General features: G+C 70.8%; 10 protein-coding genes. 3 read left to right on the forward strand and 7 right to left on the reverse strand.

Annotated features, from left to right (window positions below; all coding sequences use genetic code 11):
* Positions 1-41 precede the first annotated feature (41 nt).
* Genes aspS through ACBR40_RS36750 form a run of 3 tightly spaced genes read right to left on the reverse strand, consistent with a single transcriptional unit; the run spans position 42 to position 3,708 of the window.
* On the reverse strand, positions 42-1,775 hold the full coding sequence (aspS, locus tag ACBR40_RS36740; protein ID WP_364445095.1) for an aspartate--tRNA ligase: 1,734 nt from the start codon (positions 1,773-1,775) through the stop codon (positions 42-44).
* Entirely contained in the window at positions 1,772-3,028 is a 1,257-nt protein-coding gene (gene hisS / locus ACBR40_RS36745) for a histidine--tRNA ligase (protein ID WP_344218494.1), read from the reverse strand. Before hisS ends, aspS begins: the two co-directional genes overlap by 4 nt.
* A complete protein-coding gene (locus ACBR40_RS36750) occupies positions 3,028-3,708 on the reverse strand; it encodes an MBL fold metallo-hydrolase (RefSeq protein ID WP_344218492.1) in 681 nt (226 codons plus the stop codon). The genes hisS and ACBR40_RS36750 overlap by 1 nt, the downstream gene beginning before the upstream one ends.
* A 138-nt stretch (positions 3,709-3,846) precedes the next feature.
* On the opposite strand from ACBR40_RS36750, the gene ACBR40_RS36755 reads away from it, so the two are divergent.
* The 3 genes from ACBR40_RS36755 (at position 3,847) to ACBR40_RS36765 (ending at position 7,230) form a co-directional block, all read left to right on the forward strand.
* Positions 3,847-4,716, forward strand: a complete 870-nt coding sequence (locus ACBR40_RS36755; RefSeq protein ID WP_344218490.1) for a peptidylprolyl isomerase — start codon at positions 3,847-3,849, stop codon at positions 4,714-4,716.
* A gap of 62 nt (positions 4,717-4,778) precedes the next feature.
* Positions 4,779-6,008: a DUF349 domain-containing protein gene (locus ACBR40_RS36760; protein WP_344218488.1), complete on the forward strand. Its 1,230-nt coding sequence runs from the start codon at positions 4,779-4,781 to the stop codon at positions 6,006-6,008.
* A gap of 130 nt (positions 6,009-6,138) precedes the next feature.
* Positions 6,139-7,230 carry a cupin domain-containing protein gene (locus ACBR40_RS36765; protein WP_371251699.1) on the forward strand — a complete coding sequence of 364 codons (1,092 nt, stop codon included), beginning with the start codon at positions 6,139-6,141 and terminating at the stop codon, positions 7,228-7,230.
* Positions 7,231-7,239: 9 nt separating this feature from the next.
* Here ACBR40_RS36765 and ACBR40_RS36770 read toward each other — a convergent pair whose 3' ends face one another.
* From ACBR40_RS36770 to secD, 4 genes are all read right to left on the reverse strand, one after another.
* Positions 7,240-9,432, reverse strand: a complete 2,193-nt coding sequence (locus ACBR40_RS36770; RefSeq protein ID WP_344218602.1) for a bifunctional (p)ppGpp synthetase/guanosine-3',5'-bis(diphosphate) 3'-pyrophosphohydrolase — start codon at positions 9,430-9,432, stop codon at positions 7,240-7,242.
* Positions 9,433-9,635: 203 nt separating this feature from the next.
* Positions 9,636-10,154: an adenine phosphoribosyltransferase gene (locus ACBR40_RS36775; RefSeq protein ID WP_364445092.1), complete on the reverse strand. Its 519-nt coding sequence runs from the start codon at positions 10,152-10,154 to the stop codon at positions 9,636-9,638.
* A gap of 324 nt (positions 10,155-10,478) precedes the next feature.
* The gene (secF, locus tag ACBR40_RS36780) at positions 10,479-11,477 is read right to left on the reverse strand and encodes a protein translocase subunit SecF (protein WP_344218482.1); all 999 of its coding nucleotides are present in this window, start codon (positions 11,475-11,477) and stop codon (positions 10,479-10,481) included.
* 1 nt (position 11,478) lies between these two features.
* Positions 11,479-13,320 carry a protein translocase subunit SecD gene (secD, locus tag ACBR40_RS36785; RefSeq protein ID WP_344218479.1) on the reverse strand — a complete coding sequence of 614 codons (1,842 nt, stop codon included), beginning with the start codon at positions 13,318-13,320 and terminating at the stop codon, positions 11,479-11,481.
* Positions 13,321-13,324: the final 4 nt, after the last annotated feature.

The raw sequence follows: 13,324 nt of genomic DNA on the forward strand, positions 1-13,324 counted from the left end.
AGGGCGCCCGCCCCGCCGGCTTCTCTCATGCCGGGCCCGGATCAGTCCTTGCGCGGCGTGGCGTCGACGCCCGCCTCCTTGCGCTGCCCCGCCGTGATGGGCGTGGGCGCGCCGGTCAGCGGGTCGAAGCCCGAGGCCGTCTTGGGGAAGGCGATGACGTCGCGGATCGACTCGCCGCCGGCCAGCAGCATGCAGATGCGGTCCCAGCCGTAGGCGATGCCGCCGTGCGGCGGCGGGCCGTACTTGAACGCCTCCAGCAGGAAGCCGAACTTGCTCTCGGCCTCCTCCTTGGAGATGCCGAGCACGTCGAACACGCGCTGCTGCATCTCGGCCCGGTGGATACGGATCGAGCCGCCGCCGATCTCCATGCCGTTGCAGACCATGTCGTAGGCGTAGGCCAGCGCCTCGCCCGGGTGGTCCTGGAAGTTGTCGGCCCACTCGGGCTTGGGACCGGTGAACGGGTGGTGCACGGCCGTCCAGCCGCCCTCGCCGTCCTCCTCGAACATGGGGGCGTCCACGACCCACAGGAACGACCACTGCGACTCGTCGATGAGCCCGCAGCGGCGGCCGATCTCCAGCCGGGCCGCGCCGAGCAGGTCGCGGGCGGCGTTGCGGGCGCCCGCGGCGAAGAAGATCGCGTCGCCGGGGGCGGCGCCGACCTTGGCGGCCAGCCCGGACAGCTCCTCCTCCGACAGGTTCTTGGCGACCGGGCCGCCGAGCGTGCCGTCCTCCTGCACCAGCACGTAGGCCAGGCCCTTGGCGCCGCGCGAGCGGGCCCACTCCTGCCAGCCGTCGAGCTCCTTGCGGGTCTGCGAGGCGCCGCCCGGCATGACGACCGCGCCGACGTAGTCGGCCTGGAAGACGCGGAAGGTGGTGCCGGCGAAGTAGGAGGTCATCTCGACCAGCTCCTGGCCGAATCGCAGGTCGGGCTTGTCGGAGCCGTAGCGGGCCATGGCCTCGGCGTACGTCATGCGCGGCAGCGGCGTCGGCAGCTCGTAGCCGGCGAGCTCGCGCCACAGGCGGGCGATCAGCGTCTCGCCGACCTGGATGACGTCCTCCTGGTCGACGAAGGACATCTCGACGTCGATCTGGGTGAACTCCGGCTGGCGGTCGGCGCGCAGGTCCTCGTCGCGGTAGCACTTGGCGAGCTGGTAGTAGCGCTCCAGGCCGGCCACCTGCAGGAGCTGCTTGAACAGCTGCGGCGACTGCGGCAGGGCGTACCAGTTGCCGGGCTGCAGGCGCACGGGCACGAGGAAGTCGCGGGCGCCCTCGGGTGTGGAGCGGGTCAGGGTCGGGGTCTCGACGTAGACGAAGCCGAGCTCGTTCATGACCTCGTTGGCGAGGTAGGTGGCCTTGGAGCGCACCCGCATGGCGTGGGCCACCTGCTGGCGGCGTACGTCGAGGTAGCGGTACTTCAGCCGCGCCTCCTCCGACACCCCCACGTTGCCCTCGATCGGGAACGGCAGCGGCGCCGACTCGCTCAGCACCTCGACGGTGTCGGCGACGACCTCGATCTTCCCGGTGGGCAGCTCGGGGTTCTCGTTGCCCTCCGGGCGCAGGCGGACCTCGCCGACGACCTTCACGCAGTATTCGGCGCGCAGGTCGTGGGCGTGGTCCTCCTCGCGGAAGACCACCTGCGCCGAGCCGGAGGCGTCGCGCAGGTCGATGAAGACCACGCCGCCATGGTCGCGGCGGCGGGCCACCCAGCCCGCGAGCGTCACCTTCTGCCCGGTGTGCTCCTCGCGGAGCGACCCGGCCGTATGCGTGCGGATCACTGCACTTTCCCCTTCAAGACGTCCACGACCTGGGCCAGCGGCACCTCGGTCTGGTCTGCTGTGGTCAGGTCCTTCACTTGCACGGCCTGGGCCGCGAGGTCACGCTCGCCCAGGATCAGTGCGAAACGGGCGCCGGAACGGTCGGCTCCCTTCATCGCGCCCTTGAGCCCCTTGCCGCCGAAGGCCATGTCGGCGGCGACGCCGGCCGCGCGCAGGTCGTTCACGAGGGTGAACATGGCACGGGCCGCTTCGTCGCCCAGCGCCACACCGTACACCTCGCAGCGGGCGGGGGTGGCGAGCTCGACGCCCTCGCGCTCCAGGGCGATGACGGTGCGGTCTAGGCCGAGCCCGAAGCCGATGCCGGGCAGCGCGGGCCCGCCGATGGCCTCGGACAGGCCGTCGTAGCGGCCGCCGCCGCCGATGCCGGACTGCGCGCCGAGCAGCGGGTGGTCGAACTCGAACGTGGTGCGCGTGTAGTAGTCGAGCCCGCGCACCAGCCGCGGCGAGTCCTCCCACGGGATGCCGAGGTCGGCCAGGAGCTGCTTGACCCGGTCGTGGTAGGACTTGCAGCCGGCGCACAGGTGGTCGCCGATGAGCGGCGCGTCCGCGAGCTGCTCCTGCACCTCGGGCCGCTTGTCGTCGAGCACCCGCAACGGGTTGATCTCGATGCGGGCGCGGGTGGCCTCGTCGAGGTCGAGCGCGCGCAGGAACTCCTGCAGCCGGGCGCGGTAGATCGGGCGGCACTCGCGGCAGCCCAGCGAGTTGAGCAGCAGGCGGACCCGGGTGAGCCCCAGCGTGGTGTACCACTGCCAGGCCAGCGCGATCGTCTCGGCGTCGACCGCGGGATCCTCGCTGCCGATGGCCTCCAGGTCGAGCTGGTAGAACTGGCGGTAGCGGCCCTCCTGGGGCGCCTCGGCGCGGAAGACCGGGCCGTCGGTCCACACCTTGACCGGGAGCTGGCCGCGGTGCAGGCCGTGCTCCAGGACCGCGCGCAGCACGCCGGCGGTGAACTCCGGGCGCAGCGTGAGCGAGCGGCCGCCGCGGTCGGTGAAGGTGTACATCTCCTTGCTCACGACGTCGGTGGACTCGCCGACGCCACGGGCGAAGAGCTGGGTGTCCTCGAAGACGGCGGTCTCGAGGTAGGAGTAGCCCGCGCGCCTGGCCGTCTCGGCGAACGCGGCGCGGATCGCGTAGAACGTCGAGGCCTGCGGCGGAACGTACTCCTTGACGCCTTTTGGTGCTTGGAAGCTCATTAGATCCCTCGTGTGGGACCGGCGTGCGGCGCTGCTTCCTTCAGGTAGGGGTTGGTCGCGCGCTCGCGGCCGATCGTGGTCTGTGGTCCGTGGCCCGGCAGGACGACCGTATCGTCCGGCAGCGGCAGGCACTTGGTAGCCAGGCTGCGCAGGATGGTCGGATAGTCGCCGCCGGGAAGATCGGTGCGGCCGATGGAGCCGGCGAACAGCAGGTCGCCCGAGAACATCACGTCGTCCGAGGGCAGCCGGAAGCTCACCGACCCCCTGGTATGGCCGGGGGTGTGGTCGACGACCAGCTCCAGGCCGGCCAGCTCCAGCACGGCGCCGTCGGTCAGCTCGCGCACGTCGTCGGGCTCGCTGAAGGTGAGGCCGCCGAACAGCGCGGCGCTCTCGCGGGAGAACCCGGCGCCGGGGTCGCTGAGCAGGTGGCGGTCGTCGGGGTGGATCCAGGCCGGCACGTCGCGGGCGCCGCAGACGGGGGCCACCGACCAGACGTGGTCGAGGTGGCCGTGGGTGAGGATCACGGCGACCGGCTTGAGCCGGTGCTCGCGCAGCAGGTCGTCGACGCCTTCCGCGGCGTCCTGGCCCGGATCGACGATCACGCACTCCTCGCCGGCCGCGGGCGCGACGACGTAGCAGTTGGTCTGGAAGGCCCCTGCGGGGAAGCCGGCGATGAGCATCTGCCTCAGGTGATCTCGTCGAAAAGCCAATGGGAATGTAACCGAAGGGTACCGGTGCGGGTCGCCGGGCTGCGAATCATTACCCATTGGCCGATACGATTCGCCCACCTTGGTTGATTGACTATGGGAGGCAAAGCGGTGGCCACGGGGAAGGACCGGCAGAAGCAGCTGGCGCGTGAGCACTACGAGCGGCAGATGCAGCGCCGTCTCGAGCGCGAGCAGAAGGCCAAGCGCACGGCGATCATCGGCTCGACGGTGGGCGTGGTGATCGTGGTCGGCGGAATCGTGGCCGCGGTCGCGCTCCTGGGCGGCGGCGACACGGGCACGGAGGCGGCCGCCTCGCCGAGCGCCTCGGCGGCGGAGACCGCCTCGGCCTCGGCGAGCACAGGGCCCAAGCCGTACGACGCGGCCACGGGCACCTGCGACTACGTCAAGGACACCACCGGCGGCACGGTCAAGGACGTCGGCATGCCGCCGGCGAAGGTCAAGACCACTCCCGCCAAGAAGACCATGACGCTCAAGACCAACCTGGGCGACGTCGTGGTCGAGCTCGACAACGCCAAGGCCCCCTGCACGACCAACTCGCTGGAGTTCCTGGCGAAGAAGAAGTACTACGACGGCAGCAAGTGCCACCGGCTGGGCAGCGAGAAGTTCCCCATGCTGCAGTGCGGCGACCCGACCGCCAAGGCCGACGGCAAGAGCCAGGACGGCGCGGGCGGCCCCGGCTACGTGATGGCCGAGGAGAACCTCGAAGGAGCCCAGTACAAGCGCGGCGTCATGGCGATGGCCAAGACCAGCGCGCCCGGCACCACGGGAAGCCAGTTCTTCCTGGTGTTCGGTGACATCCAGCTCACCCCCGATTACACGCCTGTGGGTACGATCACGAAGGGTCTCGACATCCTGGACAAGGTGAACAAAGCAGGCGTCATTGCCGACATGGGCGACGGGACCGGGGCGCCGAAGGAAACCATGGAAATCAAAGACGTGACAATCGCCAGCAAGAGCTGACGTAATACAAACTAGGGACGAAGTAGTCCCGAAGGGTCTGATGGAGAGTGCGGGAGGACACGGTGAGCACCGACCCGTGGGGCCGGGTAGACGACGACGGCACCGTCTACGTGCGTACGGCTGAGGGAGAACGGGCCGTCGGCTCCTGGCAGGCCGGTGAACCCGAAGAGGCACTGGCCTACTTCCATCGCAAGTACGACGAGCTGGCGGGCCAGGTTCAGCTGCTCGAGCAGCGGGTGCGGGGCACCGACCTGGCTCCGGCCCAGGCCGAGGCCAGCATCGCCAAGCTGCGCGAGGCTGTCGCCGACGCCCACGCCATCGGCGACCTGCAGGCGCTGACGGCGCGCCTCGACGGCCTGACCGAGCTGGTCGCCCAGCGTCGCGAGGAGGTGAAGGCGGCCCGCGAGCAGGCGCGCGCCGAGGCGCGGACGGTCAAGGAGCGCATCGTCGCCGAGGCCGAGCGCATCGCGGACGAGACCACCCACTGGAAGTCCGGCGGCGAGCGGCTGCGCCAGCTCGTCGAGGAGTGGAAGGCCGCCGACCGCATCGACCGGGTCACCGAGGCCGCGTTGTGGAAGCGGCTCTCGGCCGCCCGTACGGCCTTCGCCAAGCGGCGCAAGCAGTACTTCGCCGGCCTGGACGAGCAGCGCGAGGGCATACGCGCGACCAAGGAGCGCATCGTCGCCGAGGCCGAGGCGCTGGCCGGCTCCACCGACTGGGGTCCCACGGCGGCGGTCTACCGCGAGCTGATGCAGCAGTGGAAGAGCGCCGGCCGGGCCTCGCGTGAGGCCGAGGACGAGCTGTGGGGCCGCTTCAAGGCCGCCCAGGACCAGTTCTTCCAGGCCCGCTCGGCGGTCTTCGCCGAGCGCGACGCCTCGCTGGCCGCCAACGCGCAGGTCAAGGAGGAGCTGCTGGCCGAGGCGGAGAAGATCCTTCCGGTCACGGACGCCCGCACGGCGCGCGCCGCGCTGCGTCACCTCCTGGAGCGCTGGGAGGCCGCGGGGCCGGTGCCGCGCGAGCAGCGCGACCGGCTGGAGGGCGGGCTGCGCCGCGTGGACGAGGCCGTGCGCAAGGCCGAGGACGCCGAGTGGAAGCGCTCCAACCCCGAGGCCAGGGCCCGCGCGCAGAGCACGGTCGACCAGCTCCGCACCTCGATCGAGCAGCTGGAGAAGCGGCTGTCCAAGGCGCAGTCGGCCGGCCGCGCCAAGGACGTCAAGGAGGCCGAGGAGGCCCTGATCGCCCGCCGCTCCTGGCTGGAGGAGGCCGAGCGTACGCTGGCCGAGTTCAGCTGACGCCGCGGGCAGGTTCGCTGACCTGCGGGTAGGGCGCGCCGGCCGGACCGCCGCGTCCACGTCCGTGCTTTCCGCCCGATCACGGGGAATCGGGCGGCACGCGGCCCACCCCGCGATCTAGGCTGACCGCATGGATCCGGTCAGTGTCGCGCGTGCGCTCGTCGAGGAGCTGTTCCCCGGCGCCCTGTACGCCTTCGTCGGCGGCAGCGTGCTCACCGAGCGCCGCACCAGCACCTCCGACCTCGACGTCGTCGTGGTGCTCGACGGCCTGCCCACGCCCTACCGCGAGTCGCTGCGCTGGCGGGGCTGGCCGGTGGAACTGTTCGTCAACAGCGAGACGAGCCTGCGCGCCTACCTCGACCGCGACTTCGACCGGCGGCAGCCGAGCCTCGCGCGCATGTGCGCCGAGGGCGCGGTGCTGACCGACCGCACCGGCGGCCGGGCCAGCGACCTGCAGGCGGCGCTGGGCGAGCGCCTGGCGGCCGGGCCCGGCGGGCTGAGCGACGGCGAGGCAGCGCGGGCCCGCTACGTGCTGTCCGACCTGCTGGACGACCTCGCGGGCGCGGGCGATCCCGGCGAGCGGGCGTTCATCGCCTGGCAGGTGGTGCAGGACACCGCCCGGCTCGCGCTCGGGTTCGGGCGGCGCTGGCAGGGCAGCGGCAAGTGGCTGCTGCGTGAACTGCGCGCTCACGACCCCGAGCTGGCCGAACGGCTGCTGGCCGCCCGCGAAGACCCCGCCCGCCTGGCCGCCGTCGCCTCCGGCGTCCTCGAACGGGCGGGAGGGCGCCTCTGGGAGGGCTACCGGGTCGAGGGCGACCCCTTCCACCGGCCGCTGCGTCACGTGCCCGCAGCGGCGCTCTCGGACGAGACGGCGCAGAGCCCCGGCATGCGCCGGCTGGCCGCCGTCAGCGGCGCGAACGCCGGCTCCGAGCGGCTGTGGATGGGCCAGACGCACGTCGCGCCCGCCACCCGCTCCGCCGACCACCACCACGGGGCCTCCGAGACCGCGATCTACGTGGTCAGCGGCACGCCGTCCTTCGTGTTCCTGCGCGACGGCGAGGAGGTGCGGCTGGAGACCGGGCCCGGCGACTACGTGTTCGTGCCGCCGTACGTGCCGCACCGCGAGGAGAACCCCGACCCCGAGCGCGAGGCCGTGGTAGTCATCGCGCGCAGCACCCAGGAGGCGATCGTGGTCAACCTCCCCGACCTGCGCCCCCGCTGAGGAGCCGGCTCAGCCGCCGGCGCCGCTCACGCGGTAGACGTCGAAGACGCCCTGGATGTTGCGCACGGCCTTGAGCACGTGGCCCAGGTGCTTCGGATCGCCCATCTCGAAGGTGAACTTGCTGATCGCCACCCGGTCGCGGGACGTGGTGACCGAGGCGCTCAGGATGTTGACGTGCTGGTCGGACAGCGTGCGCGTGACGTCGGACAGCAGCCGCGGCCGGTCCAGCGCCTCGACCTGGATGGCCACCAGGAAGACGCTGTCGTCGCCCGGCGACCAGCTCACCTCCACCAGCCGGTCGGGCTGCGACTTGAGCTGCTGGACGTTGGTGCAGTCCGAGCGGTGCACGGACACGCCGTGGCCGCGGGTGACGAAGCCGACGATGTCGTCGCCGGGCACCGGCGTGCAGCACTTCGACAGGCGCACCCACACGTCGGCGTCGCCCGCCACGACCACGCCCGCGCCGCCCCCGCCGCGAGGACGCCCGCGCAGCCGGGTGGGCAGCGAGGTCTCGGCGATGTCCTCCTCGGCGCTGTCGACGCCGCCGATCGAGGTGACCAGCTTCTGCACCACGGCCTGGGCCGCGATGTGGCCCTCGCCGACGGCCGCGTAGAGCGCCGAGACGTCCGAGTAGCGCAGGTCGCGGGCGAGCGCCAGCAGCGCCTCCCCCGACATCAGCCGCTGCAGCGGCAGGCCCTGCTTGCGCATGGCCCGGCCGATGGCCTCCTTGCCCGCCTCGATCGCGGTCTCGCGGCGCTCCTTGGAGAACCACTGCCGGATCTTGTTGCGTGCCCGGCCCGACTTGACGAACTTCAGCCAGTCGCGCGACGGCCCCGCGTCCGGCGACTTGGAAGTGAAGATCTCGACGGTGTCGCCGTTGCCGAGGCGCGACTCCAGCGGCACCAGCCGCCCGTTGACGCGCGCCCCGATGCAGCGGTGGCCCACCTCGGTGTGCACCGCGTAGGCGAAGTCGACCGGCGTCGCCCCCTCGGGCAGGGCGATGACCTGGCCCTTCGGGGTGAACACGTAGACCTCGGAGACCGACAGGTCGAAGCGCAGCGACTCCAGGAACTCGCCCGGGTCGGCGGTCTCCTTCTGCCAGTCGAGGAGCTGGCGCAGCCAGGCCATGTCGTTGCCCGGCTTGACCTTGCCGCCGGCGCCCGCGACGCCGACCTCCTCTTTGTACTTCCAGTGCGCGGCGACGCCGTATTCGGCCCTGTGGTGCATCGAGTGGGTGCGGATCTGCAGCTCCACCGGCTTGCCCTCGGGGCCGATGACCGTCGTGTGCAGCGACTGGTACATGTTGAACTTGGGCATCGCGATGTAGTCCTTGAACCGTCCTGGCACCGGGTTCCACCGGGCGTGGATGGTGCCGAGCGCCGCGTAGCAGTCGCGGACGGTGTCGACGAGGACGCGGATGCCCACCAGGTCGTAGATGTCGTCGAAGGCGACGTCCCTGGCGATCATCTTCTGGTAGACCGAGTAGTAGTGCTTCGGCCGGCCCTTGACCACCGCGCGGATCCTCGCCTCGCGCAGGTCGCCGGAGACCTTCTCGATGACCTCCTGCAGGAACAGGTCGCGGCGCGGGGCCCGCTCCGACACCATGCGCGCGATCTCGTCGTAGCGCTTGGGGTAGAGCATGGCGAAGGCGAGGTCCTCGAGCTCCCACTTGATGGTGTTCATGCCCAGGCGGTGGGCCAGCGGGGCGAAGATCTCCAGCGTCTCGCGGGACTTCTGGTGGCGCTTGTGCTCCGGCAGGTAGCGCATGGTGCGCATGTTGTGCAGCCGGTCGGCCAGCTTGATGATCAGCACGCGGATGTCGCGGGACATCGCCACGACCATCTTGCGCACGGTCTCGGCCTGCGCCGCGTCGCCGAACTTGACCTTGTCGAGCTTGGTCACGCCGTCGACCAGCGAGCCGATGGTGTCGCCGAAGTCGGCGCGCAGCTCGTCGAGGCTGTAGGCGGTGTCCTCGACGGTGTCGTGCAGCAGCGCCGCGCACAACGTCTCGTCGTCGGTGCCGAGCTCGGCGAGGATCGTGGCCACGGCCAGCGGGTGCGTGATGTAGGGGTCGCCCGACTTCCGCTTCTGGTCGCGGTGGTGGTAGGCGGCCACGTCGTAGGCCCGCTCGATGACGCGCAGGTCGGCCTTGGGGTGGGTGGCCCTGACCGTACGGAACAGCGGCTCCAGCACCGGATTCATGGCCCCACCCCCGAAGCGCCGGCGGCGCGCGGCGGGGGCGCCGGACGGCTCGGCACTGCCGGAGTCGGTTATCTCGGGCACGACCGCATCACGGGGCACTCAGACTCCTCCCGCAATGGCTCCTCACGCACATGGCTCCTCACGCTCGGGTCCAGATGCACCAGTGTATCCAGGTGACGAACCCAAGCCGTCGGCGGCCGGGCTCAGACGATCACCAGGGAGTGCACCGGTATTCCGTCCAAACGCTCGCGGCCCTGCAGAAATGCCAGCTCCATCAGGACCGCGATGCCGACGACCGTGCCACCGGCCCGTCGCACCAGCTCCACGGCCGCCTGGGCCGTGCCGCCCGTGGCCAGGACGTCGTCGACGATCAGGACCCGGTCGCCCGGGGTGAACGCGTCGCGGTGCACCTCGATCGTCGCCGAGCCGTACTCCAGATCGTAGGACTCCTCCAGCGTGGCGGCGGGCAGTTTCCCCTTCTTGCGCACGGGGACGAAGCCGGCGGCCGCGCGGTAGGCCACCGGGGCGGCCAGGATGAAGCCGCGGGCCTCGATGCCGACGATCTTGTCGACCTCGTACAGGCCGGCCAGTCCGTCCACGACCGCCGCCATGGCCACCGGGTCGCCGAGGAGCGGAGTGATGTCCTTGAACATGACGCCCGGCTGGGGATAGTCGGGGACGTCCCTGATCCGGTCGAGGATCATCGTGCTCAGCTCGCTCATGCCGTCTCCCTCGCTTGTCTCCGCCGGCCGGATGCCCGGCACCATGATGGTGCATCCCGGCCCTCCCCCGGACCACCGGTCCTCCCGGCCGGCCCCACCGCGCTCCGCCGGGGCGGCGCCCGCGCCCCGGAACGCGTCAGACGGGGCTCAGAGCCGTCCTCCGGTCCTCCGGGACGTGGCGGGACGTCCTGGGCCGTCCGGAACATCCCGCGGCGTCCCCTGCCATCCCAGAGCGTCTTACGGAACCACCCGGACACGGCGACGCCCCCGCTCCGTCTACCCGGGAGCGGGGGCGTCGGCGAGTCGAACGGCCGGAGCGGCGGGTCAGCCCTTGGCTACCGCGGCGCTTTTGGGCCCGCCCTTCGCCCCCTTGCCCGAGCCCGTGGAGGCCAGCCGCTTGGCGATGGCCTGGTACTTCGGCTCGCGCTCCTTCAGCGTCACCAGCAGCGGCGTCGCCACGCACAGCGAGGAGTACGTGCCGACGACCATGCCCACGAACAGGGCCAGCGACAGGTCCTTCAGCGTGCCCGCGCCGAGCAGCGTGGTGCCGATGAACAGGATCGCCGCCACCGGCAGGATCGCGACCAGCGAGGTGTTGAGCGACCGGATCAGCGTGTGGTTGAGCGCGTTGTTGGCCGCCATCGAGTACGTCATCTTCGACGTGTGTCCCAGCTTGGCCGTGACTTCCTTGATCATGTCGAACACCACGACCGCGTCGTAGAGCGAGTAGCCGAGGATGGTCAGGAAGCCCAGCAGCGTCGCCGGCGTCACCTCGAAGCCCGACCAGGCGTAGATGCCCGCCGTGATGACCAGGTCGTGGAAGAGCGCGACGATGGCGGCCAGCGCCATCTTCGGCTCGAACGCCATCGACAGGTAGAGGATGATCGCGAGCATGAAGACGCCGAGGCCGATCCAGGCCTTCTGCGACACCTCGCCGCCCCAGGTGGCGCCGATGGCCTGCACGCTGACGTCGCCGGCCGGGACGTTGAAGTCCTTGGCGATCGCGGACTGCACCTCGGCCCGGAAGTCCTCCTCCAGGGTCTCGGTGGTCACCCGCCAGCCGTCACCGGCCGACTGGACGATCACCTGGTGCACGCCCTCGTCCTGGATGTCCTCACGGATCTGCTCGACAGTGAGGGTCTGGGACGTCTTGAACGAGAAGACCGTGCCGCCCCTGAACTCCACGCCCAGGTTGAGCCCGTTGATGAGCAGCCCGACGATCGAGACGAGCAGCAGCACACCCGACAGGCTGTACCAGAGCCTCCACTTGCCGACGAAGTCGACGTCGATCTCGCCCCGGTAGAGGCGACGCGCGAGTCCCATGTCAGGCCTCCTGCGGGGTGGTCGGGCGGGCGTTGCCGCCGGCGTCGCTCATGCGCTCGGCGTCGAGCCCGGACAGCGGATGCCCCTTGGCGAAGAACTTCAGCTTCGCCAGCAGGGCGATGAACGGCTTGGTGAACAGGAACACCACCACGACGTCGATGAGCGTGGTCAGGCCCATCGCGAAGGCGAACCCGGCCACACCGCCCACCGCCAGGAAGTACAGCACGATCGCGGCGATGAACATGACGGCGTCGGCGATGAGGATCGTACGCCGGGCGCGGACCCAGGCGACCTCGACGGCCGCCCGCAAGGTGCGGTGGCCCTCCTTCATCTCGTCACGTATGCGTTCGAAGTAGACGATGAAGGAGTCGGCGGTGATGCCGATCGAGACCACCAGGCCGATGATGTGCGGCAGCGACAACCGGAAGTTGGCGTTGTGGCCGAGCACGACCACCGAGCAGTACGTGATGATCGTCGCCACCACGAGGCTCAGCACCGCCACGATGCCGAGGCCCCGGTAGTAGAACATGGAGTAGATCACCACGAGCACCAGGCCGATGACGCCGGCGATCAGACCGCCTTTGAGCTGGTCCTGGCCGAGCGTCGAGGAGACGGTGTCGATGGAGCTGCGGTTGAACTTCAGCGGCAGCGCGCCGTACTTCAGCTGGTCGGCCAGGGTGGTGGCGCTGGCCTGGTCGAAGCCGCCGGTGATCTCGGCGCGGCCGCCGGGGATCGGGCTGATGATGTTGGGCGCGGTGATGACCACGCCGTCGAGGACGACCGCGACCTTGTTGCGCGGGTCCTGCGAGTTGTACGCCTTCTGCGTGAGGTCGGCCCAGGCGCCCGCGCCCTTGCTCTTGAAGTCGAGCTGGACGACCCACTCGGTGGTGCCCTGGCGGATGCCGGCGCTGGCGGTGTCGATGTCGGTGCCGACGACCTTGGCGACGTCGAGGACGTACTTGTAGCTGCCGTCGGCCTCGCAGCCGGCGTACTGCTTGTTGGGGTCGTCCTGGACGCCCTGGCCGCGGTTGGCCGGGTCGGCGCAGTTGAGCTTGTTGAACTGGGCCAGCACGGCCGGGTCGATGCCCTCGGGGTTGACGCCGGGGTTCTGCTGCTGGGCGGGCGGGGTGCTCGCCTGCTGCGACGGCGACGCGCTCGGCGTGGCCTTGGCGTTCTGGCCCTTCTTGGCGCCCTGGTCGTTCTGGCTCTGGTCGTTCTGGCTCTGGTCGTTCTGGCCCTGGGCGCTCCGCGTGGCCGACGGTTCGGCCGGCGCGGAGGCGCTCGGGGTCGGCGCGGTCAGCGCCGACGACAGGGCCTTGCCGGTCGGCGAGGCGCTGGGCGCCGGGCCGGCCGACTGGGAGGAGCGAGGCTGGGACGGCTGCGTCGACGGCGTGCCCGTCCCCGTCGCCGACGGGGCGGCGCTCGGGGAGGGGGCGTTGGTCGCGAGGTCCTGCGGGATCTGCGTGGCCTCCATCGCGAGCACCTGACGGAAGCGGAGCTCCGCGGTGGTGGCGACCAGCTTGATGGCCTCGCTCTGCCCGACGCCGGGGATGGAGATGATGATGTTGTCGCCGGACTTGGCGACCTCCGCGTCGGAGATGCCGGTGCCGTTGACCCGGTCGCGGATGATGTTGACCGCACGGTCAAGGATCTCCTCCGGGGGACTCGCGTTGTTGAGAGTCACCGGAGACAGAGTCACCGTCGTTCCGCCGGCGAGATCGAGCCCCAGCTTAGGCGTGAACGCCTTCTGCAGGAGCATCGTCGCGCCCATGGCGAGGATGAGCGCCAGCAGCACCAGGAGCGTTCGCCCCGGTCGGCTGTGGCGGCTGGTCGGTCGGGCCACTGGT

Origin of the sequence: Nonomuraea sp. AD125B (genome assembly GCF_041402765.1) — a bacterium.
Lineage (GTDB): Bacteria > Actinomycetota > Actinomycetes > Streptosporangiales > Streptosporangiaceae > Nonomuraea > Nonomuraea bangladeshensis.

Bases quoted from the DNA above. Each gene is read 5' to 3' on its own strand.
- hisS (WP_344218494.1), bottom strand. From the start codon at position 3,028: ATGAGCTTCCAAGCACCAAAAGGCGTCAAGGAGTACGTTCCGCCGCAG.
- ACBR40_RS36750 (WP_344218492.1), bottom strand. From the start codon at position 3,708: ATGCTCATCGCCGGCTTCCCCGCAGGGGCCTTCCAGACCAACTGCTAC.
- ACBR40_RS36765 (WP_371251699.1), top strand. From the start codon at position 6,139: ATGGATCCGGTCAGTGTCGCGCGTGCGCTCGTCGAGGAGCTGTTCCCC.
- ACBR40_RS36770 (WP_344218602.1), bottom strand. From the start codon at position 9,432: ATGAATCCGGTGCTGGAGCCGCTGTTCCGTACGGTCAGGGCCACCCAC.
- ACBR40_RS36775 (WP_364445092.1), bottom strand. From the start codon at position 10,154: ATGAGCGAGCTGAGCACGATGATCCTCGACCGGATCAGGGACGTCCCC.
- secF (WP_344218482.1), bottom strand. From the start codon at position 11,477: ATGGGACTCGCGCGTCGCCTCTACCGGGGCGAGATCGACGTCGACTTC.